This is a genomic window from Halomonas binhaiensis, from assembly GCF_008329985.2.
GTDB classification, from domain to species: domain Bacteria; phylum Pseudomonadota; class Gammaproteobacteria; order Pseudomonadales; family Halomonadaceae; genus Halomonas; species Halomonas binhaiensis.
Map to the genome: position 1 here is coordinate 3,942,802 of NZ_CP038437.2, position 21,640 is coordinate 3,964,441.

The 21,640-nt window shown below is 57.9% G+C and carries 16 protein-coding genes and 1 CRISPR repeat array; of the genes, 9 read left to right on the forward strand and 7 right to left on the reverse strand.

Going from position 1 to position 21,640, the window contains the following annotated elements:
- Nucleotides 1–4 precede the first annotated feature (4 nt).
- Nucleotides 5–262: a DUF4212 domain-containing protein gene (locus E4T21_RS17305; RefSeq protein ID WP_149286220.1), complete on the reverse strand. Its 258-nt coding sequence runs from the start codon at nt 260–262 to the stop codon at nt 5–7.
- 422 nt (nt 263–684) lie between these two features.
- Between E4T21_RS17305 and E4T21_RS17310 the strand changes: the two genes are divergently transcribed.
- Nucleotides 685–4,623 carry a hybrid sensor histidine kinase/response regulator gene (locus tag E4T21_RS17310; protein ID WP_149286221.1) on the forward strand — a complete coding sequence of 1,313 codons (3,939 nt, stop codon included), beginning with the start codon at nt 685–687 and terminating at the stop codon, nt 4,621–4,623.
- 15 nt (nt 4,624–4,638) lie between these two features.
- Here the strand turns inward: E4T21_RS17310 and E4T21_RS17315 are convergent, their stop codons facing one another.
- Nucleotides 4,639–6,189 carry a protein adenylyltransferase SelO gene (locus tag E4T21_RS17315; RefSeq protein ID WP_149286222.1) on the reverse strand — a complete coding sequence of 517 codons (1,551 nt, stop codon included), beginning with the start codon at nt 6,187–6,189 and terminating at the stop codon, nt 4,639–4,641.
- Between the two features lie 61 nt (nt 6,190–6,250).
- Nucleotides 6,251–6,934, reverse strand: coding sequence for a GntR family transcriptional regulator (locus E4T21_RS17320; RefSeq protein WP_149286223.1), 684 nt, complete (start codon nt 6,932–6,934; stop codon nt 6,251–6,253).
- A gap of 226 nt (nt 6,935–7,160) precedes the next feature.
- Between E4T21_RS17320 and E4T21_RS17325 the strand changes: the two genes are divergently transcribed.
- From E4T21_RS17325 to E4T21_RS17335, 3 genes are all read left to right on the forward strand, one after another.
- The gene (locus E4T21_RS17325) at nt 7,161–8,219 is read left to right on the forward strand and encodes a TRAP transporter substrate-binding protein (protein ID WP_149286224.1); all 1,059 of its coding nucleotides are present in this window, start codon (nt 7,161–7,163) and stop codon (nt 8,217–8,219) included.
- Nucleotides 8,220–8,369: 150 nt separating this feature from the next.
- Complete coding sequence (locus E4T21_RS17330) at nt 8,370–9,005, forward strand: TRAP transporter small permease (RefSeq protein WP_205423411.1); 636 nt, start codon at nt 8,370–8,372, stop codon at nt 9,003–9,005.
- The gene (locus tag E4T21_RS17335) at nt 9,005–10,351 is read left to right on the forward strand and encodes a TRAP transporter large permease (protein WP_149287307.1); all 1,347 of its coding nucleotides are present in this window, start codon (nt 9,005–9,007) and stop codon (nt 10,349–10,351) included. The genes E4T21_RS17330 and E4T21_RS17335 overlap by 1 nt, the downstream gene beginning before the upstream one ends.
- A 36-nt stretch (nt 10,352–10,387) precedes the next feature.
- On the opposite strand, the gene E4T21_RS17340 is transcribed toward E4T21_RS17335, so the two are convergent.
- Nucleotides 10,388–10,579, reverse strand: a complete 192-nt coding sequence (locus E4T21_RS17340; protein WP_149286225.1) for a hypothetical protein — start codon at nt 10,577–10,579, stop codon at nt 10,388–10,390.
- On the opposite strand from E4T21_RS17340, the gene E4T21_RS17345 reads away from it, so the two are divergent.
- The 5 genes from E4T21_RS17345 to E4T21_RS17365 all read left to right on the forward strand — a co-directional run bounded on the left by E4T21_RS17345 (nt 10,578) and on the right by E4T21_RS17365 (nt 17,689).
- Entirely contained in the window at nt 10,578–11,927 is a 1,350-nt protein-coding gene (locus tag E4T21_RS17345) for a malonyl-CoA decarboxylase (protein WP_149286226.1), read from the forward strand. The two genes, E4T21_RS17340 and E4T21_RS17345, sit on opposite strands and share 2 nt — an antisense overlap.
- Complete coding sequence (locus E4T21_RS17350) at nt 11,924–13,489, forward strand: malonate--CoA ligase (protein ID WP_149286227.1); 1,566 nt, start codon at nt 11,924–11,926, stop codon at nt 13,487–13,489. The genes E4T21_RS17345 and E4T21_RS17350 overlap by 4 nt, the downstream gene beginning before the upstream one ends.
- A gap of 12 nt (nt 13,490–13,501) precedes the next feature.
- Nucleotides 13,502–15,523 (forward strand): alpha/beta hydrolase domain-containing protein, encoded by a 2,022-nt coding sequence (locus E4T21_RS17355; protein ID WP_240349207.1) that lies wholly within the window; start codon nt 13,502–13,504, stop codon nt 15,521–15,523.
- Nucleotides 15,524–15,738: 215 nt separating this feature from the next.
- The gene (locus tag E4T21_RS17360; RefSeq protein WP_149286228.1) at nt 15,739–17,175 is read left to right on the forward strand and encodes a DNA-3-methyladenine glycosylase 2 family protein; all 1,437 of its coding nucleotides are present in this window, start codon (nt 15,739–15,741) and stop codon (nt 17,173–17,175) included.
- The gene (locus E4T21_RS17365; RefSeq protein WP_149286229.1) at nt 17,156–17,689 is read left to right on the forward strand and encodes a methylated-DNA--[protein]-cysteine S-methyltransferase; all 534 of its coding nucleotides are present in this window, start codon (nt 17,156–17,158) and stop codon (nt 17,687–17,689) included. Before E4T21_RS17360 ends, E4T21_RS17365 begins: the two co-directional genes overlap by 20 nt.
- 100 nt (nt 17,690–17,789) lie before the next feature.
- Here E4T21_RS17365 and E4T21_RS17370 read toward each other — a convergent pair whose 3' ends face one another.
- From E4T21_RS17370 to E4T21_RS17380, 3 genes are all read right to left on the reverse strand, one after another.
- Nucleotides 17,790–18,209 carry a helix-turn-helix domain-containing protein gene (locus E4T21_RS17370; RefSeq protein ID WP_149286230.1) on the reverse strand — a complete coding sequence of 140 codons (420 nt, stop codon included), beginning with the start codon at nt 18,207–18,209 and terminating at the stop codon, nt 17,790–17,792.
- The gene (locus E4T21_RS17375; RefSeq protein WP_149286231.1) at nt 18,206–18,499 is read right to left on the reverse strand and encodes a type II toxin-antitoxin system HigB family toxin; all 294 of its coding nucleotides are present in this window, start codon (nt 18,497–18,499) and stop codon (nt 18,206–18,208) included. Before E4T21_RS17375 ends, E4T21_RS17370 begins: the two co-directional genes overlap by 4 nt.
- 78 nt (nt 18,500–18,577) lie before the next feature.
- A CRISPR array of direct repeats spans nt 18,578–19,025; the repeat unit is 28 nt; unit sequence TTTCTGAGCTGCCTATCCGGCAGTGAAC.
- A 237-nt stretch (nt 19,026–19,262) separates the two neighbouring features.
- On the reverse strand, nt 19,263–21,452 hold the full coding sequence (locus E4T21_RS17380) for an OsmC domain/YcaO domain-containing protein (RefSeq protein WP_149286232.1): 2,190 nt from the start codon (nt 21,450–21,452) through the stop codon (nt 19,263–19,265).
- Nucleotides 21,453–21,640: the final 188 nt, after the last annotated feature.

Genomic DNA, 21,640 nt, shown 5'->3' on the forward strand with positions numbered 1-21,640 from the left:
GGAATCACTGCTCGTGGACGTCGAATTCTTCATCCAGCCGATTCATTTTCCAGGCATAGAAGATGATCAGGCCAATGAAGCAATAGATGGAACCCTGCTGGGCAAACCAGAAGCCAAGCTTGAAACCGAAGAAACGGATCTCATTGAGCTGATCGACCAACAGAATTCCAAAGCCATAGGAAACGACAAACCAGACGACCAAACAGCTGATGATCACTCTGAGGTTACGTTTCCAGTAGGCCTGTGCGCTCTTGTCTAGCATAAGGCTACCCTCATAAAGATGGTTTAATCACTAATTGCCCCTTTAAAGGCGACAGTTAAGCTTGAATCAAAGACTAGCCAAGAGCCTGCATTCGCATAACGAAAACTTTAGTCGAAAGCGTTATATGCATCGCAACACATATTTTAAAAATAATTAAAAATCATACAGATACACTTTATTTTAAAATACTATCCAATGGTCTATCGATACAAAGGTGCAATGCACCATAGTCGAATTGCTAGAGCAACATTATTAATTTCTAAACAAAGGTACTATGGCCAATATTCGACAAAAGGCGATAAGTAGCATCTTGCCTACCTCTATCGACAATCACTTGACTGAAGCGACTGAGCTGACGTATCTGCTTTTCCCGAGACGCGCTGCAATAGCGTAGAATGGCCGCTGATGTCGAGGAGATGCCCATGTTCGTCGGTTGGTTGTTGATTCTTGTCTCTCTGCTATATATCGCTGTGCTGTTCGCCATCGCCTGGCGTGGCGATCGCCATGCTCGGAAGCAGGGGGCCAGTCAACGCCGTCCTCTGGTCTACAGCCTGGCATTGGCCATCTACTGTACCTCATGGACATTTCACGGCGCCGTTGGCCAGGCCGCTACTTCTGGCTGGTCTTTCGCCAGTATCTTCGTCGGCCCGATCCTGACGTTCCTGCTATTCTGGCCGGTACTGGCAAAGATGGTGCGGGTTGCCAAGCACCAGAACGTCACTTCCATCGCTGACTTCATTGCCTCACGCTACGGCAAGACCCAATCCCTGGCTGCCTTTGCCAGCCTGGTAGCCCTGATCGGCACCCTTCCTTACATCGCCCTGCAGTTAAAGGCGGTGTCGACATCCTTTACCTTGCTGACCAGCGCTTCGGACATTACCCGGGCCCCGCTGTTCGGAGACACGGCCTTTTATGTGGCCATTGTCATGGCCATCTTTGCCATTCTGTTTGGTACCCGCCATACCGATGCCACCGAACACCATGAAGGCCTGATCCATGCCGTCGCTTTCGAGTCGTTGGTCAAGCTGGTGGCATTCCTGGTCCTGGGGGCCTATGTCACCTGGGGCATGTTCGATGGCCTCGGCGACTTGCTGTCCCGCGCCAACACTCAGCTGGAACTCCAGCGTCAATTGGAACAACAGGATTTTGGCCAGAGCTTCTGGGCCCAGACACTGCTGGCCATGCTGGCGGTCCTGTGCCTGCCTCGCCAGTTTCATGTCACGGTGGTGGAAAACACCCACCGCGACGATGCAGCCCGGGCTCGCTGGATGTTCCCACTGTACCTGGTGGCCTTTGCCTTCTTTGTTCTCCCCCTGGCTGCTGCCGGTCTGACACTGTTTTCCGATACCGATATTTCTCCGGATACCTATGTATTGATGCTACCGGTATCCGCCAATCAGACCTGGCTAACCCTGCTGACCTTCATCGGTGGATTCTCTGCCGCCACGGGCATGGTCATCGTCGCAGCGGTGGCGGTCTCGATCATGATCTCCAACGAGATTGTCATACCGGCCCTGTTCCGCCTGCGCTGGTTCGACACCAAGGCCAGGGACTATGGCCGCCTGGTACTGCGCGCACGGCGAATCACCATCGCTGTGGTGCTGGCCATGGCGTATGTCTTCTATCAATTGATCGGTGAGTTCACCTCGCTGGCCTCCATCGGCATGCTGTCCTTCGCCGCCGCCGCCCAGTTTGCCCCAGCAGTGATTGGCGGCCTGTACTGGAAACGCGGCAATCGCCTCGGGGTCATTGTCGGCATGAATGCCGGCTTTGCCATCTGGGCCTATACCCTGCTGCTGCCTGCCATGATCCATACCGGGGTTCTGCCCCATGCCTGGCTGGACGGTGGCCCCCTGGGCATGTCCTGGCTCTCGCCCACATCTCTGTTCGGCCTGCGTGTCGGCGACAGCTTCACTCACGGGGTCATGCTGTCCCTGGGCGTCAACCTGTTCGCCTATATCTTCATTTCGCAGGTCACTCCCCAGCGCGTGGTGGAGCGTATTCAGGCATCGTTGTTCGTCGACAGCGTCGAGACCCGCCAGACATCGGTCAACCGTCCCTGGACCGGGGCCACCACGGTGGGCGACCTAAAGGTACTGTGCCAGCGCTTTCTCAGCGCCTCTCAAGTGGATCGTGCTTTCAGTGACTATGCCCGGCGCAACGGCAAGGCGCTGGAGGACAACAGCCGTGCCTCGATCGACGTGATCCAGTTCACCGAGCGCTTCCTGGCGTCGGTGCTGGGTGCCTCCTCTGCACGCATCGTGGTTAACTCCGCCCTGCAAGGTCGCGGCATCGGGATTTCCGATGTCATTTCGATCGTCGATGAAGCCTCGCAGGTGCTGGAGTTCAACCGTGCCCTGCTCCAGGCCACCATCGAGAACATCAATCAGGGCATCAGCGTGGTGGATCAGAACCTGCGCCTGGTGGTCTGGAACCAGCCCTATCTGGAACTGTTCCGCTTCCCCGACCATTTGATCCGGGTCGGAGCCCCCATTGACCAGATCTTCCGCTACAACGCCCACAATGGCGAATATGGCCCCGGCGATCCCGAGGAACACGTCCAACTGCTGCTGGACAATATCCGCGAGGGCCAGCCGCATCGCTATGTGCGCTATCGTCAGGACGGCAGCGTGCTGGATGTCCAGGGCAACCCCATGCCCGGCGGTGGGTTCGTCTACACCTACCAGGACATCACCCAACAGAAGCGCACCGAAGAGGCCCTGATCCGCTCGGAAAACAATATCCGCATCTATACCGACAATGTGCCGGCATTGATTGCCTACTTCGATCGCGAGTGCCGTTACCTTTTCACCAACCGTGCCTATGAGCAGGCCTTCGGCATCGACCGAAACGATGTCATCGGCAAGCCTATCCATCAGGTGATGTCCGCCGAAATGGCTGACGAGCGCATGCCCTGGATCGAGCAGACCCTGCAGGGAGAACGGGTCACCTTCGAGGTGTCTCTATCAGGCGATACGACTCGCTATATGCTGGTGACCTATACCCCGCACTTCGGCGAGAGCGGCGCCATCCTGGGTTTCTTCTCTCTCTATCAGGACATCACTGAACGGCGTCTGGCGGAAATCGCCCTCAAGGAAACCAACGAAACCCTGGAAGAACGGGTGCGCGAACGTACCCAGGCACTTTCCGAGGCCAACGTCGCCCTGCGCCAGGAAAACCGTGTGCGCGCCGAGGCCGAACAGGCACTGCGCCAGGCCAAGCAGGTCGCTGAAGATGCCAATGCCTCCAAGACCCGCTTCCTCGCCGCGGCCAGCCATGACCTGCTGCAACCGCTGAATGCCGCCCGCCTGTTTACCTCGGCCCTGTCCCAGGAAATGGACGCGGCAGACATGAAACGCACCATCGGCCATATCGACAGCTCACTGCAATCGGCCGAGGAGCTGCTCAGTACCCTGCTCGATATATCCAAGCTGGATGCCGGCGCCCTGACGCCACGCCGCAGTCATTTCGCTCTGGCCGATATCCTGCGTCCGCTGCAGGCCCAGTTCGCCGTCATGGCCGAAGACCGCGGGCTGGACCTCAGGATGGTAGCGACCCAGCTATGGGTAGACAGCGACAGCCAGATGCTCCGCCGTATCATCCAGAACTTCCTGTCCAACGCTATCCGCTATACCCAGGAAGGCCATGTGCTGCTGGGTGTGCGCCGCCGAGGAGAACGCATATTGGTCGAAGTCTGGGATTCCGGCCCAGGCATCCCTGAAGCCAAGCAATCAGAAATCTTTCAGGAGTTCCGTCGCCTCGACCAAGCCACGCGGCACAAGGAAAGCGAGAAAGGCCTGGGCCTGGGGCTGTCGATCGCTGACCGCATGAGCCGGGTTCTCGATCACCCCATCCGGGTACGCTCCTGGGTCGGCATCGGCACCGTATTCTCGGTCAGTGTACCTCGGGTCGAAGCACGCGAGACGACAGCAGAGACAGAGACAAGCCCCGTACGCAAGGCCGGCAACAAGCTGGCTGGCAAGCGCATCCTGTGCATCGACAACGAAACGCTGATTCTGGAAGGCATGAAGGCCATGCTGTCAGGTTGGGGGTGCGAGGTGTTCACCGCCACCTCCATCGGAGGTGCGAAGTCGGTACTGCGTCACCTGGGCAGTGATCCGGATGCCATCCTCGCCGATTACCACCTGGATAATGAGGTCACCGGCATCATGGCCCTGGATGCACTGGCTGAACGCCTCGAGGATGCCGTACCCGGCATTGTCATCACCGCCGATCGCACGGAAGAAGTTGCCGAGGAAGTCCGCCGCAGCGGTTTCCAGCTATTGCTCAAGCCCGTGCGCCCCGCGGCCCTGCGTGCCCTGCTGACGAGGACACTGCAGGCCAGCAAGGCACCGCAATAGCGTGAGCCAAGCTGATCATGTGCCGCAGAACGTTCTCAACACTCGTTCTGCTGGCCGTGGAGGCTCGAGGAAACCTGGGTCATCAGGCATGGAGAAGGGCTGGGTGACCGCTTCAAGCAGGCGTTCGAAAGGCGTGAAATCATCGTCGTCAGCCGCGGCTCGAATGACCTTTTCCACCAGGTGATTACGTGGAATGACTAACGGATTGGTCGCTTCCATCCGGCGCCGGATCTCGCTTTCCGTCAGCACTTCGCGGGCCAGGCGCTGACGCCAGCGAGGCAACCAGGCCTCCAGTGCCTTGGCGCCTTCGCCCTGTCCATTGACGCCAGTGCCATCACTGAAGCCTGCGCGTAGCTCGTTCTCAAGATTGTTCTCAAGTGCAGAGCCGCCTTCAGGTGAGATGGCCCCGGCCAGGTGCCGGAAGGTCAAGGTGAAATCGGCACCGGCCTTGTCCATGGCATCCAGCAGGGCTTCGCCCAGCGCCAGATCATCACCATCTGCTATCTCGCTGGAAGCACTCAAGCCCAGCTTGGCCCGCAACACCGTCGTCCATTCTCGTTGATAGATGTCGCTGAATGCCACAATCGGCTTGGTCGCCAGCTCAATGGCCTTCTGCTGATCCTCGTCGATCAACGACAGCAGGGTTTCGCCAAAACGCGCCAAGTTCCATTGCGCAATGGGGGGCTGATTGATCCAGGCATAACGCCCACCTTCATCAATGGAGCTGAATACCGTGCGCGGATGAAACTCGTCCATGAAGGCACACGGACCATAATCGATGGTCTCGCCAGAGATCGCACAATTGTCGGTATTCATCACGCCATGAATAAAGCCCAGCCCCTTCCACTGCGCGACCAGGCGCGCCTGGCGGGCAACGACAGCTTCCAGCAGCGCCAATGCCTTCTCACTCCAGGAGGCTTCCTGAAGATCATCCAGCAGATTGGGGTAATGGCGCTCGATGGCCAGATCGACCAGAAGCTCCAGCGCTTCCCGGTCACTACGCACGGAAAAATACTGGAAGGTGCCGACACGCAAATGACTGCTGGCGACCCGGGTCAGCACGGCTCCCGGTTCGGGCAGTTGACGAAGCACCATTTCACCCGTGGATACTGCTGCCAATGCGCGGGTGGTCGGCACACCAAGGGCATGCATGGCCTCGGAAACCAGATACTCGCGCAATACGGGGCCCAGCGGAGCACGACCGTCGCCACCGCGTGAAAAGGGAGTGCGCCCAGCCCCCTTCAGTTGCACCTCGTATAGCCCGCCATTGCGATGTTTCAGCTCACCTAGCAGCAGCGCCCGGCCATCACCAAGCTGGGGCACAAAATTACCAAACTGGTGGCCTGCATAAGCCGCGGCAACAGGCTGGGCACTCTCAGGCACAGCATTGCCAGATAATGCTTCTGCGACACGTTTCCCATCGAAGGCATCGAGATCAAGCCCCAGTTCCTCGGCAAGGGCATGATTGAAGGCCAGCAAACGCGGGGCGGTCACCGGTGTCGGCTCACACTCGGCGCGCATGCGAGACGGCAGAGAAACATAGCGATGGTGAAAAGCGGGAAACATGGCGGGGCCCCATCAGGTAACAACGGATTCTTTAAAGCGAGCTCTTTTACATGAGACGGTATCAGTTGGTCGCAACGTCCGCACGCCGTTCCATCTCTCTCACACTGGACACAAAGTCACTGAAGCGCTCGCCCTGGATCAGGACATGATCACGCAGTGTCCGCTCAGCCTTTTCGGCATCACCTTCTTCTATGGCAGCAAGAATCTCGCTGTGTTCATTCAGCGAACTCTGCATGCGGCTGCGCACCTGCAACTGCAAGCGCCGGTAGGGTTTCAAGCGTTGCTTGAGCGAACGGGCTTCATCGGCGAGAAAGGCATTGTGACTGGAGGCGTAGATACAGGCGTGAAATTCCTCGTTCTCATAATAATACTCATCGCTATCTCCTGACTCGCAGGCCTCTCGACAGCGTTCGTAGGCCTGGCGCAACCCGGCCAGTTCCTGCTCGGTGATGCGCCGGGCCGCCAGCCGACCACACATGCCTTCCAGTTCGGCCATTACCTCGAACATTTCGATCAGCCGATCCAATCCTACCCGGGCAACGAACGTCCCTTTCTTCGGCGATACCGTGACCAGCCCACTGGCCACCAATTGCTGGATAGCCTCACGCACTGGGGTGCGGGACACATTATAGATACGGCACAAGGCTTCCGGATCCAGTCGCTCTCCTGGCGCACGACGTCCATTGATGATGTCATCCTCAAGCGAATCTCTCAGCCGCTGGGCATTGGACGGTTTCTTGCTCATGCCTCTTCTCCTGGCTCCTGACGTCCCTGCATCCAAGTGTTGTCCTGATGAGGTCGAAAAACCGGTGAGGCGCCACTGTGCACCTCATCGCTCACCACCTTGGTCTAACCCTCGGCGTTTGACACTGATATACACAAGGTCTATTGAAGTATACATCAGCACGCCTGATGCATTTTCACTTCAGTGAAAGATACAACAATAACACCCCTTTCCAGGAGTCACTCCTATGAAACGCCAAGCTCCTAAGAAACGCCAAGCTTCTACCCCAACCACTTCTGTCTCAACCACTGCTACCTCAGCCATTTCCATCTTGATCATCGCTGGTCTCACATTGGCAGCCCCTGCCCTTGCCACAGCAGAGACAGTGCTGCGTGTTTCCCACCAGTTTCCCGGTGGCAAAGGTGATGTCCGCGACGAGATGGTCCAATTGATGGCCAAGGAAGTCGCAGCTGCCGATGTCGACCTCAAGTTGCAGGTATACCCCGGTCAATCACTGTTCAAGGCCAGTGAGCAATGGGGCGCATTGGTGCGTGGCCGACTGGATATGACCTCACTACCGCTGGACTATGCCAGCGGCCGTCACCCGGAATTCTCCGCCACCTTGATGCCAGGCCTGGTGCGCAACCATGAGCGTGCCGAACGCCTCAACGACTCTGAATTCATGGGCATGATCAAGGAAGTGATCCAGGATGCCGGCGCTCGGGTCCTGGCCGATGCCTGGCTTGCCGGAGGATTCGCCTCCAACAAGCAGTGCATCACCTCGCCTGATAGCGTGAAAGGCCAGACACTGCGTGCCGCTGGCCCTGCCTTCGAGGATATGCTGAGTGCTGCCGGGGCCTCTATTTCTTCCATGCCTTCTTCCGAGATCTATACCGCGATGCAAACCGGCGTGCTGGACGCCGCCAATACCTCATCGGGCTCCTTCGTCTCCTATCGCCTCTATGAACAAGCCAGCTGTCTGACGGCACCAGGCGAGAACGCGCTATGGTTCATGTACGAGCCCATTCTGATTGCCGAGCAAAGCTGGAGCCGGCTCAACGAAGCACAACAGCAGGCACTGATCGATGCCGGCGAGAAGGCCGAAGCCTATTTCTCCGAACAGGCAGCGGAGCTCGATCAGAAGATGATCGATGTGTTCAAGGAAAATGGTGTCGAAGTGGTGGAAATGTCGCCTGAGGACTATCAGAGCTGGCTCGATATCGCTCAGCAAAGCGCCTACAAGAATTTTGCCGAGAACGTCGACAATGGCCAGGCACTGATCGACGCCGCACTGGCGGTGGAGTGACATCACTGGGTTGAAAGCATCAAGCACAACTTGCTCTCAGCCCACCGACAAGAAGCAGGCTCCCGCCCGAGGCTGCTGACAAAGGTCATGAACAATAGTTTGTCAGCAGGCTGGCCCAGGAGCCTTGTTACCGTCACCTTCGGAGGTTGCATGCCTCATTCCACCTCTGGTCATGCCCAGCCGAGAGATCCCCGCGGTCATGGGCAGTCCCTTGTGTGTCGTCTGATCAATGCCTATTGCCACCTGATGGATCGCCTGTCCATTGCGGCAGCGGTCCTGGCTGCAGCCCTGCTGGGCCTTGGTGTACTAGCGGTCTGCCACATGATCTTTGTCCGCTACATCTTGGGCGCAAGCACCAGTTGGCAGACCGAGTTCTGTGTCTTTTCCATTTCCGCTGCCATGCTGTTGGGCGCTCCCTACGTGCTGCTGACAGGTGGCCATGTTGCGATAACAGCCCTGCCCGACGTTCTGCCGCCATTACCTCGCTTCGTCATGAACCTGATCGCCTCGCTGGTCGGCCTGGGATTCTGCATTGCCCTCGCCTACGGCGCCTGGCTGTATCTGCTCGAAGCCTGGCATGCAGGCTGGACCACCGGCACGGTGTGGAACCCTCCTCTTTGGCCGGCACTATTGCCCATTGCCCTGGGTGCAACGCTGCTGGTGACCCAGTATCTCGCGGAGATTGCACGCGCCAGGATCTTGCCATCCAGCAAAGGCTTGTCACCCAGAAAAGGCTTGTCATCCACTGAAGACTTGCCACCTTCCAAAAATCAGGAGGCGCGATGATGGACCCAGTGACCAGCGGTATCTTCATTGTCGGTGCATTGTTCCTGCTGATGGCCATTGGCACGCCGATCGCCTTCGCCCTGGGTGGCGTGTCCCTGACAGCCCTTGTCATGACCCGCGGCATGAGTGAACTGACCTACTTCGGCGAAACCTTCTACGGCAGCCTGGCCTCCTTCAGTTTCGTGGCCATCCCCATGTTCATCCTGATGGGAGCCGCCGTTGCCTCTTCTCCCACCGGGCGTGATCTCTATCGCTCGCTCGACCTGTGGCTCGGCAAAGTGCCTGGAGGTTTGGCGATTTCCAATATCGGCGCCTGTTCGATCTTTGCTGCACTATCCGGATCCTCACCCGCCACCAGTGCCGCCATCGGCAAGCTGGGTATTCCGGAAATGCGCAAACGTGGCTATCCCGATGGCGTGGCTGCCGGCAGCATCGCTGCAGGTGGCACCCTGGGCATCCTGATTCCGCCTTCGGTGACCATGATCGTCTATGGCATTTCCACGGAAACGTCCATCGGCCGCCTGTTCATTGCCGGGGCCGTGCCCGGCATCATGCTGGCGTTGCTGTTCATGATCTGGACGCTGATTGCCTGCCGCATGGGGGGTTATGGCGCACCCAGCGCGACAATGGAGGCTGCCTCCCGACTCAAGAACCACTTGCAGGACAATGTGGAGGGGAACCTCAAGGCACTGGTACGCGTGCTGCCTTTCCTGGTCGTGGTGATGCTGATTCTGTTCGCGCTGTACGGCGGCGTTGCCACACCATCGGAAGCAGCAGGTGCCGGGGCCTTTCTGTGCCTGGCGCTGGCCATCCTGGTCTATCGCATGTGGCAGGTGAAGCCACTGAGCGGCATCATGCGTGACGCCCTGCGCGAAAGTGTGATGATCATGTTGATCATCGCCTGTGCTGAAATCTTCGCCTACACATTGTCGTCACTGTTCATCACCCAGACCGTGGCTGAATCGATTGCCTCGCTCGAGGTCAATCGCTGGGTGCTGATGGCACTCATCAACCTGTTCCTGCTGGTCGCCGGGTTCTTTCTACCACCGGTCGCCGTGATCGTGATGACAGCCCCGATCTTGCTACCGATCATTGTCGCAGCCAACTTCGACCCTTACTGGTTCGCCGTGATCCTGACCATCAACCTGGAAATCGGACTGATCACCCCTCCGGTAGGACTCAACCTGTTCATCATCAAAGGCATCGCACCGGATATTTCCCTGCGAGACATCCTGCTGGGCAGCCTGCCCTATGCCCTGTGCATGGTGCTCGGCATCATCCTGCTGTGTTTGTTCCCGAGCATCGCTCTGTGGTTGCCAGACCTGATCATGGGGGCCGGAGGTTGATCCTTCACGCTCTAGTGAATAGCGAATACACAGGGATCAAGACAACAACGGGGGCAATGGCAATGAAAGGAAAAGAAACAGGAACAGCAACAGGACAAAGGACAGGCGCAAGGCAAAGACCAGGTGCAGAGCAAAGACCAGGTGCAGTGCAAAGACCAGGTGCAGTGCAAAGACCAGGTGCAGTGCAAAGACCAGGTGCAGTGCAAAGACTAAGGAGCCAGACACCATGAACTTCAGCTTTCTCCAGGAGCTGTTCAGTAACATTACCCAGCGCGACGCACTGCTCCGAAGGCGTGGCGGTACGGGTTCCACCAGTCACCGCCAGGTGGTGGAAGCCTGCCGTCGCCTGCTCGACAGCGATGGTGAAGCCTCCAGCATCAGCCTGGCCAGCCAGGCCTTGAATGGTTACGCCCAGCTCGACGATAACGGGAAAAGTCGTTTCTTCCATTGCCTGACCGAAGATTTTTCCGCCGACCCTTCCGCTGTGGATGCCGCCTACGAAGCCTACAAGGCCACTCGCGGCAATACCGAACTGCAACACCTGAATGAAGCGAGCGAACCGCAACGCCAGGAGTTATTGCGCCGCCTCAACCTCACCGCTGGCGGCACTTATGACCTGGTGCGCATGCATGCGGACCTGCTCTCCCTGATCCGTTCTGAACCAGGGCTTCGCCCGCTGGATGCAGACTTCATTCATCTGTTCACCTCCTGGTTCAATCGCGGCTTCCTGGTGCTCAAGCGCATCGACTGGAACACCCCTGCCGCTATTCTGGAAAAGATCATTCACTACGAAGCCGTCCATGAAATCTGCGACTGGAATGACCTGCGCCGCCGCCTGGATGCCCGCGACCGGCGCTGCTTCGCCTTCTTTCATCCAGCCACTGGCGATGAACCCCTGATCTTCGTCGAAGTGGCCCTGACCAAGGGCCTGCCGGACCGTATCCAGCCGATTCTCAACGCCAGTCACGCAGCCATTGAAGCAGAGGACGCCGACACGGCAGCCTTCTTCGGCATCAGCAATTGCCAGACAGGGCTGCGCGGCATCTCCTTCGGCAACTTCTTGATCAAGCAAGTGGTCCAGGAACTCAGCAGCGAACTACCCGGACTCAAGAACTTCGTCACCCTGTCACCGGTACCAGGCTTTCGCGCCTGGCTTGATCAGCAGCGCGAGGAAAATCGATTCAACGAGGAGATCCACGAAGTCCTTGATGACCTCGACCAGGAAGGCTGGCAACAGGACAGTGATCGCCTCAAGGCCCTTGGCGATGTGATTCGCCCCCTGGCGGCCTACTACCTGACCAAGCAACGCAATCCTCACGGCCTGCCACTCAACCCCGTCGCTCGCTTTCACCTGGGCAACGGCGCACAGCTACACCGTATCAATTGGCCAGGCGATGTATCGCACAAGGGCATCACCCATGGCGCAGGCCTGATGGTCAATTACCTCTACGTGCCCGATGACATCGAACGCAACCACGAGCAATACACCACCGAAGGCAAGGTGGTCTGCTCATCGACAGTACGTGATCTTGGCCGACGTGCGCGCAAGCATCTCAAGGGAGAACCCGTTACATGAACCACAACCTCTTTGCGACCTTTGAACAACGTATGACAGCCCGGGGCCAGGCACCTTTCATTACGACAAGGAAAGACATAACTAAAGACATAACTAAAAACATAACTACGCGGGAAAGTCGCAACTATTCCTATGCCGAAGCCCTCAGTGTCAGCTCCAAGCTGGCCGGCGCCCTGGTGGCCATGGGCGTCGCTCCCGGCGACCGGGTTGCCGTTCAGGTCGACAAGAGTCCCGAAGCGATTCTGCTGTATCTGGCCTGTCTCAAGGTCGGTGGTGTCTATCTGCCCCTCAACACAGGCTATACCTCGGAGGAAATTCGCTACTTCCTCAGCGATGCTGAACCGGCCTTGTTTGTATGCCGCCCCGCTGCCCTGGATGCCGCTCGCACAGTCGCGGCCGAATGCGGCAATGTGCGTGTCGAAACCCTAGGCACGGCGGCGGAAGGCAGCCTGATGGCGGCGACGGCAAAGGCCACAGCACATGACACCATTACCCCGCGCGCCAGCGATGACCTGGCGGCCATCCTGTATACCTCCGGCACGACCGGCCGCTCCAAGGGTGCCATGCTGACCCATGCCAACCTGGGCTCCAATGCGCTATCGCTGGTCGAAGCCTGGCGCTTTACCGAGCAGGACCGCCTGATCCACGCCCTGCCCATCTTCCATACACATGGTCTGTTCGTTGCCTGCAACGTCATCCTGATGGCCGGAGCCAGCATGCGCTTCCTGCCCAAGTTCGACGTCGACGTGATCTTCGAGGAATTGGCCGAAGGCACGACCATGATGGGCGTTCCAACCTTCTATACTCGCCTGCTCAAGGATCCGCGCTTGACCCGAGAGGCCTGCGCCAACATGCGCCTGTTCACTTCGGGCTCAGCCCCCTTGACGGCAGAAACGCATCAGGATTTCGAGGCGGCCACAGGCCATGCCATTCTCGAACGCTATGGCATGACCGAAACCAACATGAACACTTCCAACCCTTATGATGGCGAGCGCATTGCCGGTACTGTCGGCATGCCATTGCCGGGGGTGGAAATTCGTATTACCGAGCGTGAAGGAGGACATCACAAGCCCCTGCCCCAGGGCCAGATTGGCATGCTCGAAGTGCGTGGCCCCAACGTGTTCAAGGGCTACTGGCGCATGACGGAAAAGACCCGGGAGGAACTGCTGGAAGACGGCTTCTTCATTACCGGCGACCTGGCCCTGGTAGACGAACGCGGCTATGTGCAGATCGTCGGCCGCGACAAGGACCTGGTCATCTCCGGCGGCTACAACGTCTATCCCAAGGAAGTGGAAGGCCATATCGATGAAATGGCAGGTGTCGTGGAGTCTGCCGTCATTGGCTTGCCCCATCCGGATTTCGGCGAAGGCGTTACCGCCGTTGTCGTTGCCGAGGAAGGTGCAGCACTCCAGGAAGATGCCATCATCGCGGCTCTGGCCGACAAGCTGGCCAAATACAAGCAGCCCAAGCGGGTGTTCTTCGTCGACAGCCTGCCACGCAATACCATGGGCAAGGTGCAGAAGAACCAGTTGCGCGAGCGATTCGCCACCACTTATCAGTAGTGAGGAAGCCACGTGACTCAAGCAAGGATGCGGATATTGGCGGCCGGTGCCATGGCGATGGCCGGGACACTTGCCTCTCAAATGGCGACAGCCAAAGTGGAAGAATTCGAGGTCATCGATACGGTCTCACCGGCCTTCGAAGGCGCCACATTCGGTAATGTAGGGCAGTACGAACGGATCAATGCCATTGCACACTTTGCCATCGATCCCGATTCGCCGCGAGGGCGCTCCATTGTCGATCTTGATCAGGCTCCCATCGATGATGATGGCCTGGTGCGCTACTCGACAGAGGTCATCATGCTTCGGCCTGTCGATGCGTCCCGCGGCTCAGGCGTGCTGTTCTACGATGTCCCCAACAGAGGCAACACCCTGGGCCCGATATTGATGAACCTGGCAGACAATTCGACGCCGCCAGTCAGTGCTGCAGATACCGGAGACGGCTTTCTGTTGAAACAAGGCTATACCGTGGTCTGGAGTGGCTGGCAAACCGGGCTTCCAGACGATGCCATCAATCTGATGTTGCCGCAGCTTGATGGTGTGACCGGGCAGAGTCGCGAGGAATTCATCTTCGACACGCCGGGTACACGCGATACGGTACCGCTCAGTTACCCCGTGGCCAACAGCGATCCAGACAAGGCAACGCTGTCGGTTCGGCTGCACCCTACCGAGCCACGCTCGACCGCCCCAGGGCTGAGCTTTCGCTATCTTTCCGACAGCGAAGTGGAGATCACCCGTCCGCAAGGGCTGGATGCCGGCGCCATCTACGAATTCATCTATCCTGCCAAAGGTGCCCAACCGACCGGGCTAGGGTTCACCGCAACCAGCGACCTGATTTCCTTCCTGCGCGGCAATCCTGGTCATGACACCGAAACTCCGCTTCAGGGAATCAAGGCCGCCATGGCCCTTGGCATTTCACAATCTGGCCGCTATCTGAGGGATTTTGTCTACCAGGGCTTCAACGCAGACGAAAGCGGAGCTCGTGTCTTTGATGGTGTCATTCCGCACATCGCGGGCTCGCGCAAAACCTTTACCAATTATCGCTTTGCCCAGCCAGGCCGCTATTCCCGCCAGCACGAGGATCACGATTTCCCCGGAGACCAGTTCCCGTTCAGCTATGCACAGGTGACCGACCCCATCAGCGGGCGTAGCGACAGCATTCTGGCCAATTGCACCGCGACCGATACCTGCCCGAAGATCATGCACACGGATACGTCCACCGAATTCTGGCAAGCGCGCGCGGCACTGGTTTCCACTGCCCCAGATGGCACCCCCCTGGCATTACCCGATTCGGTAAGGCTCTATTACTTGAGTGGCTTGCGGCATTTTGCTCCATTCTCGGAGAACATCGCTCTGGAACAGAGTTCCTCAGAGCAAAACCCGGACACCCCGCTTTGCCGCTTCTCTCAGAACCCGGTCAGCGCATCGCCTATCATGCGAGGGTTGCTGACAGCCATGAAAAACTGGGTAACCAAGGATCTCACGCCTCCCCCATCACGTTATCCCAGTGTCTCGGACAATACTCTGGTGGATCTCGCGGAACTTAACCTGCCAGAACTGCCCTCAAGCGATTTCATCCCGGCCTACAACGAACTGCGCCTGCGCGATCACGGCAGCCTGCCGCCAACCGCCGGGCCCACATATCCGGTGTTGGTCCCGCAACTGGATGCTGACGGAAATCCGCAGGGCGGTATCGCAACACCGAGGGTTGCCGTACCACTGGGTACTTATTGGGGCTGGAATCTTCGCAACGAGGGTTATGCTGGCGGAGACCTGTGCGGATTGGCGGGCAGCTTCATTCCCTTCTCTCAAGGCAAGTTTGCTCAAGGCACATCCGCTCAAAACACATTTGCTCAAGGCACAACGGAGGGAAACAGCCGCACCAGCCTAACCAAGCGCTATGCCAATCAGGATGACTATGCCCGTGCGGTGCGAGATGCCGCGTCAGCACTGACAAAGGATGGCTACATGCTCAAGGAAGACATCGACCTGGTGACGGAGAGGGCCTTGCAGGATTTCCAGGCCGTTGCCCCGTAACCATGCGCGCCCAGTAACACACGGCCCTGGTCCCTTCGCAACAGCCACCTCACGACATCCGCGTGCGCCCAGCGACATGGGCGCTTCTGGCATACAGGGTTGATGATCCAGTGCCGATTCCGGCTAGTCTTGTCAGCATGGCCGGATACACTGCTATCAGAATCCTGGATATCAGAACACGGGATATCAGAATCATGTATCTGGAGGCGCCTTCCATGTCTTCCTCGCTCACCCTGGCTCCCGACCAGTGCCGTCGCGCTCGACTGGCCAGGGATGCCCGCTTCGATGGATGCTTTTTCGTCGGAGTGGTCACTACTGGCATTTACTGCCGCCCTATCTGCCCGGCGAAAGCTCCTCTGGAACGCAACGTGCGTTACTTCGATACGGCATTCGCTGCCGCGGAAGCGGGCTTTCGACCTTGCCTGCGCTGCCGTCCCGACAGCGCCCCGGGCTCACCCGCCTGGCGCGGCACCGACACGACATTACGCCGTGCATTGCGCCTGATCGATGAAGGCGCTCTGACGGATGGCAACATGACCCAACTGGCCGAACGCCTCGGTATTGGTGAACGCCATCTGCGCGGTCTGTTCCAGCGCCGCTTTGGTGTCTCTCCCAAGGCCTATGCGCTGCATCGTCAGTGTCTGTTCGCCAAGCAACTGCTGCATGAAACTCAATTGCCCATCACCGAGATTGCCTTTGCCAGCGGTTTTTCCAGTGTGCGACGCTTCAATGACACCTTTCATTCACGCATCGGCCTGTCTCCACGGGAAGTGCGCCGACAGCAGAAGACTCACGACACGCCAGGTATCGAGCTCAAACTCAGCTATCGACCACCATACGCCTGGGAGACCTTGCGCGACTTCTATGCTCAGCGCTCGATCGAAGGAATGGAGTGGGTTGGCGACCATTACCTGGGGCGGCATTTCCAATGGGGCAGCGCCTCGGGAAAATTCACGGCCTATTTCGATGAACCTGGGCCAAACAATGAACCAAGCCAACGCCATGGACGCCATGCCATGCGTGTCGAACTGACACTGGATGACCTGCGCCAGTTGGCCCCCGTGGTCGCCAATATCCGCCGTGTCCTCGACCTGGATGCGGACCCTGAGGTTATCGCAACCGTCATCGAACCCACTATCGAACGCTCGTCAATAGAGGGGCTGCCCAAGCCATCCCTGGTGAGCGGATTGCGCCTGCCCGGTATCTGGTCGCCTTTCGAAGCCAGGATACGCGCCATTCTCGGGCAGCAGGTCAGCATCATCGCAGCACGACGCCTGACCCAGACATTGGTGAATACCCTGGGCGAACCCGCCAGCGACGGTGGTCGTCATTTCCCCACACCCAGCGCCATTGCCCAGGACGACCTAGCATTTCTCGGCATGCCGCAACGCCGCCGACAGACTCTGAAAGACCTGGCCACCGCGATCATGAATCAGCAAGATAGCGAGAGCATTCCAGGTATTGGCCCCTGGACTCGTGACTACGCCCGCCTGCGCGGCGACTCGGATCCCGATGTCTGGCTCCCGGGCGACGCCGGGGTGAAGCGAGCCTTGAAACAGTTGCCTTGCGTCGATCCGGAAAGTGCCACGCCATGGCGCAGTTACCTGCTACTTCAACTATGGAATCTCGATCATGAGCATCAAGCCCGCTGAATACGACACACTAAGCCAGTACGCCGGCCTCGATATCTACTATCCCCCCGAATCCGCCGCATTGGGCTGCCTGGTGATCGCCGCCAGTGGCAACGGCCTCGCGCACCTGGATTTTGCCGACGAAGAGCAGGTCCAGATGCTGTCCCTTCGCCCCAACGAACATACCGACACCTGCAAGGCCCAACTTGGCGAATATTTCCAGGGCAACAGAAAGGATTTCGACCTCAACCTGGACGCCGCCGGAACCGACTTCCAGCGTCAGGTATGGCAGGCCCTGACCACCATTCCCTACGGCGAAACCCGCAGCTATGCCGAAATTGCCGAGGGGCTTGGCCGTAAAGGCGCCCAACGCGCCATCGGCATGGCCAATGGCCGTAACCCCATTGCCATTGTCGTACCCTGCCACCGCGTCATCGGCAGCGATGGCCGCCTCACCGGCTACGCCGGCGGCATCGGCCGCAAACAGTGGCTGCTCGCCTTTGAAGCAGGAGAAGTCCCATTGGGATTGTGTTGATGAGCCAGAACTGGAAGACAAAAGAGGACACCTGAACTTCAGATGTCCTCTTTTATTGAAGTGTCTGAATGGTGCCTGAATGGCGGCCGATCCCAGGCTTTTACCTGCTTTCTGAGATGCTGCGGAAGGCATCGGCAGACACGCCAAATCGCTCAGAAAGTTCGCATATCTGACGCCAGTTCAATTGGCGTTTACCGGAGAGAATCGCCGACACAACCGATTGAGCACCTACCTCAGGTAAATCGCTCTGCGTGATGTCGTGTTCAGCCATGAGATAGCGCAAGACTTCCACACCGGATGCCTGCGGAATGGGGCGATTGGCTTCATCATATGCCTCAATGACATCACCAAGCCGCAGCGCCAGGCTGGCCAATGGATGGTCCTCGTCATCACCAACCACCTCAAGCAGTTCATCCAGGGCCGCCACCTTGGCATCATAGTCCTCTTCATCATGCGGCTCTGCGAGCAGTGGAGCAATGTGTGCCCAGTGTGCGGCAGCCTGATCAAGAATGGCATTCATGGGTCACTCCTCCATTTTCCTTTGTCGTACTCGGCATGATCGAGAATGTGGCGAATGAACACTCTCTTGGCCCGGTAGTGCACCGTGGCAATCAGCCTGATCTTGTTACCACCAATATCAAATACGTGATAACTCCCTACCTTGTCAGCAGCAGGGAAGATGCCCTTCATTGCAGCGAAGTCCTTAGGCTCCGAGGTTTTCATGAGTCGATACCATGAGTTCAGAGCCGTCGCCGCATGTGGCCACCTCTCCATGGCTTCCCAGATGCGCTTCTGCGTGATGATGTGCATGGAAACCTTCCCTGTCTTGACAGGGAAAGCGTATAGCACATTGCTATATATAGCAATGTGCTATGGCCAGCCTTTTAATTTCTGAGCTGCCTGTGCGGCAGTGAACGTACCGTCCGCGAAGTGTGCCGCTATCTGTCCTTTCTGAGCTGCCTATCCGGCAGTGAACGTCGAACACCTTGCCGTAGTCAGCTATCTTCTTTTCTGAGCTGCCTATCCGGCAGTGAACCGCCTCACATACTATCTCGAAGAGGAGCTTGATTTCTGAGCTGCCTATCCGGCAGTGAACGTCCAGCAACGCGGCCACGTTGACGATTCGACTTTCTGAGCTGCCTATCCGGCAGTGAACTTTGTTCAGTGCGTCGATCATGACGTCCGTTTTTTCTGAGCTGCCTATCCGGCAGTGAACGGTGGATTATGACCACTTTTGCGGAACAAATATTTCTGAGCTGCCTATCCGGCAGTGAACGAAGACGTGTCACGGATGTTGTCAATGTTTTGTTTCTGAGCTGCCTATCCGGCAGTGAACTAGGGCAACATTCTGCTAACAAGTTGATTTCTATGCAACAAGCTTGAACTTTATGGCATTCACCCTTTTTTGACACAGGCTCCTAACCCATTGTTTTTCAACAACCGAAAATGACTGCTGAAAAAAGGGTCAGGATTTGGGGCATAACCTTCCCTGGTATCAGCCTTGAATGCTGCCGAGGCTGTGCGGGATGAATTCCCGACACAGCCTGCGCGATTTAACGGTATTTCCCAGTAATCAAGACTTCCCGGCCAGTGCGGCACGTGCTGCATGCAGCTTCTTGTAGCTCTCGATCAGGCGCTGGTGCTTGTCCAGCCCCTCCAGTTGCATGCTGGTCGGGGTCAGGCCTGGGAAGCGCACCTCGCCATTCACTGAATCCACCACTGTCTGCATGGTGTCCTTGCCGAACATGCGCTCAAGGTTGAAAAGATAGTCGTCCAGTTCGAGCTCATCGTCGATGACGATCTCCAGTGCGGCCTGCATAGCCTGGTAGAACAGGCCGCGCTCGACGGTATTGTCGTTGTACTGCAGGAACATCTGGGTCCGTTCCAGCGCTTCCTCGTGCTGCTGCAGCGCCAGGTGAATCAGCAGTTTCAGCTCGAGAATGGTGAGCTGTCCCCATATGGTGTTCTCGTCAAACTCGATGCCGATCAGCGTGATGATATCCATGTGCTCATCGATCTGGCTTTCTTCCAGGCGTTCGAGCAGATCGGCGAGTTGTTCGTCACTCAGCGAGTGGATAGTGAGGATATCTTCACGGTAATCCAGGGCCATGTTGGTGTTGTCCCAGATCAGGTCCTCCACCGGGTAGACCTCGGAATAGCCCGGCACCAGAATGCGACATACCGGTGCGCCCAGGTCCGTATGGACAGCCATGTAGGCCTCCATTCCCAGCTCCTCCAGGATCCCCATCAAGGCACTGGCTTCCTCATCATTGGTGCCTGAAAAGTCCCACTCGCAGAATTCGAAGTCGTGCTTCGAACTGAAGAAGCGCCAGGACACCACGCCGGAAGAATCGATGAAGTGCTCAACGAAGTTGTTTGGTTCGGATACTGCCAGCGAGTTGAAGGTCGGTGGCTGAAAGTCGTTCAGCCCCTCGAAGCTGCGGCCCTGCATCAGCTCGGTCAGGCTGCGCTCCAGCGCCACATGGAAACTCGGATGGGCACCGAAGGAGGCAAAGACGCCGCCGGTCTTCGGGTTCATCAGGGTGACGCAGGCCACCGGAAAGCGCCCGCCCAACGAGGCATCCTTGACCAGGATCGGAAAGCCCTGAGCTTCCAGCGCCTGCACACCTTCGAGAAGATCGGGATATTGCTGCAGCACTTCCATGGGGACATCTGGCAGCGCGATTTCCTGTTCGATGATCTCGCGTTTCACCGCGCGCTCGAAGATTTCCGACAGGCACTGCACCTGGGCTTCGGCCAGCGTATTGCCAGCGCTCATGCCGTTGCTGAGATAAAGGTTCTCGATCAGGTTGGAAGGAAAATAGACCACTTCACCATCGGACTGGCGCACGAACGGCAGCGCAACGATACCGCGCTCCGCGTTGCCGGAGTTGGTATCGATCAGGTGCGAGCCACACAGCTCACCGTCCGGGTTGTAGATGTCCAGGCAGTAGTCGTCCAGCAGTCCTTCCGGCAGGGCATCATCCAGCCCCGGCTTGAACCATTCCTCGTTGGGATAGTGGACGAATTCGCTATTGGCGATCTCCTCGCCGAAGAACTGGTCGTTGTAGAAGAAGTTGCAGCTCAGGCGCTCGATGAACTCGCCCAGTGCCGAACACAGCGCGCTTTCCTTGGTAGAGCCCTTGCCATTGGTGAAGCACATCGGGGAGGCCGCATCGCGAATATGCAGCGACCACACATGTGGCACGATATTGCGCCAGGAAGCGATCTCGACCTTCATGCCGAGCCCTTCCAGAATGCCGGTCATGTTGGCAATGGTCTGCTCCAGCGGCAGGTCCTTGCCTTCGATCCAGGTATTGCTGCCACCCTCCGGTGCCGCCATCAGCAGCGCCTGGGCATCCTCATCGAGATTATCGACGGTCTCGATCTGGAACTCCGGCCCGGTCTGCACCACCTTCTTGACCGTGCAACGGTCGATCGCACGCAGAATGCCCTGGCGATCCTTGTCGGAAAGATCCTCAGGCAACTCGACCTGAATCCGGAAGATCTGGTTGTAACGGTTCTCCGGATCGACAATGTTGTTCTGCGACAGGCGGATATTCTCGGTGGGAATATCCCGCGCCACACAGTAGACCTTGACGAAATAGGCCGCGCACAGCGCAGAGGAGGCCAGGAAATAGTCGAACGGACTCGGCGCCGAGCCGTCTCCCTTGTAACGGATCGGCTGATCAGTAATGACAGTGAAGTCGTCAAACTTCGCTTCAAGCCGAAGGTTGTCGAGAAAGTTGACCTTGATTTCCATGGGCAGTGCACCGGATGTGTAAATTTTGGCGTTGCTGAGCGTCAGGAGAGCCGAACGTCAGGGAAAAAGCGACGATTGGATCGCTCAAGCATGTTTGCCGTGTTTCCGCATCCCGCCATTATCCAGCTTTTGCCCCGCCCCGTCTTGGGGCTCCGCGAGAATTCGCCCACCAGTCCCCTCGGCACGCC

Bases quoted from the DNA above. Each gene is read 5' to 3' on its own strand.
- E4T21_RS17305 (WP_149286220.1), bottom strand. From the start codon at position 262: ATGCTAGACAAGAGCGCACAGGCCTACTGGAAACGTAACCTCAGAGTG.
- E4T21_RS17310 (WP_149286221.1), top strand. From the start codon at position 685: ATGTTCGTCGGTTGGTTGTTGATTCTTGTCTCTCTGCTATATATCGCT.
- E4T21_RS17315 (WP_149286222.1), bottom strand. From the start codon at position 6,189: ATGTTTCCCGCTTTTCACCATCGCTATGTTTCTCTGCCGTCTCGCATG.
- E4T21_RS17320 (WP_149286223.1), bottom strand. From the start codon at position 6,934: ATGAGCAAGAAACCGTCCAATGCCCAGCGGCTGAGAGATTCGCTTGAG.
- E4T21_RS17325 (WP_149286224.1), top strand. From the start codon at position 7,161: ATGAAACGCCAAGCTCCTAAGAAACGCCAAGCTTCTACCCCAACCACT.
- E4T21_RS17330 (WP_205423411.1), top strand. From the start codon at position 8,370: ATGCCTCATTCCACCTCTGGTCATGCCCAGCCGAGAGATCCCCGCGGT.
- E4T21_RS17335 (WP_149287307.1), top strand. From the start codon at position 9,005: ATGGACCCAGTGACCAGCGGTATCTTCATTGTCGGTGCATTGTTCCTG.
- E4T21_RS17345 (WP_149286226.1), top strand. From the start codon at position 10,578: ATGAACTTCAGCTTTCTCCAGGAGCTGTTCAGTAACATTACCCAGCGC.
- E4T21_RS17340 (WP_149286225.1), bottom strand. From the start codon at position 10,579: ATGGTGTCTGGCTCCTTAGTCTTTGCACTGCACCTGGTCTTTGCACTG.
- E4T21_RS17350 (WP_149286227.1), top strand. From the start codon at position 11,924: ATGAACCACAACCTCTTTGCGACCTTTGAACAACGTATGACAGCCCGG.
- E4T21_RS17360 (WP_149286228.1), top strand. From the start codon at position 15,739: ATGTCTTCCTCGCTCACCCTGGCTCCCGACCAGTGCCGTCGCGCTCGA.
- E4T21_RS17365 (WP_149286229.1), top strand. From the start codon at position 17,156: ATGAGCATCAAGCCCGCTGAATACGACACACTAAGCCAGTACGCCGGC.
- E4T21_RS17370 (WP_149286230.1), bottom strand. From the start codon at position 18,209: ATGAATGCCATTCTTGATCAGGCTGCCGCACACTGGGCACACATTGCT.
- E4T21_RS17375 (WP_149286231.1), bottom strand. From the start codon at position 18,499: ATGCACATCATCACGCAGAAGCGCATCTGGGAAGCCATGGAGAGGTGG.
- E4T21_RS17380 (WP_149286232.1), bottom strand. From the start codon at position 21,452: ATGGAAATCAAGGTCAACTTTCTCGACAACCTTCGGCTTGAAGCGAAG.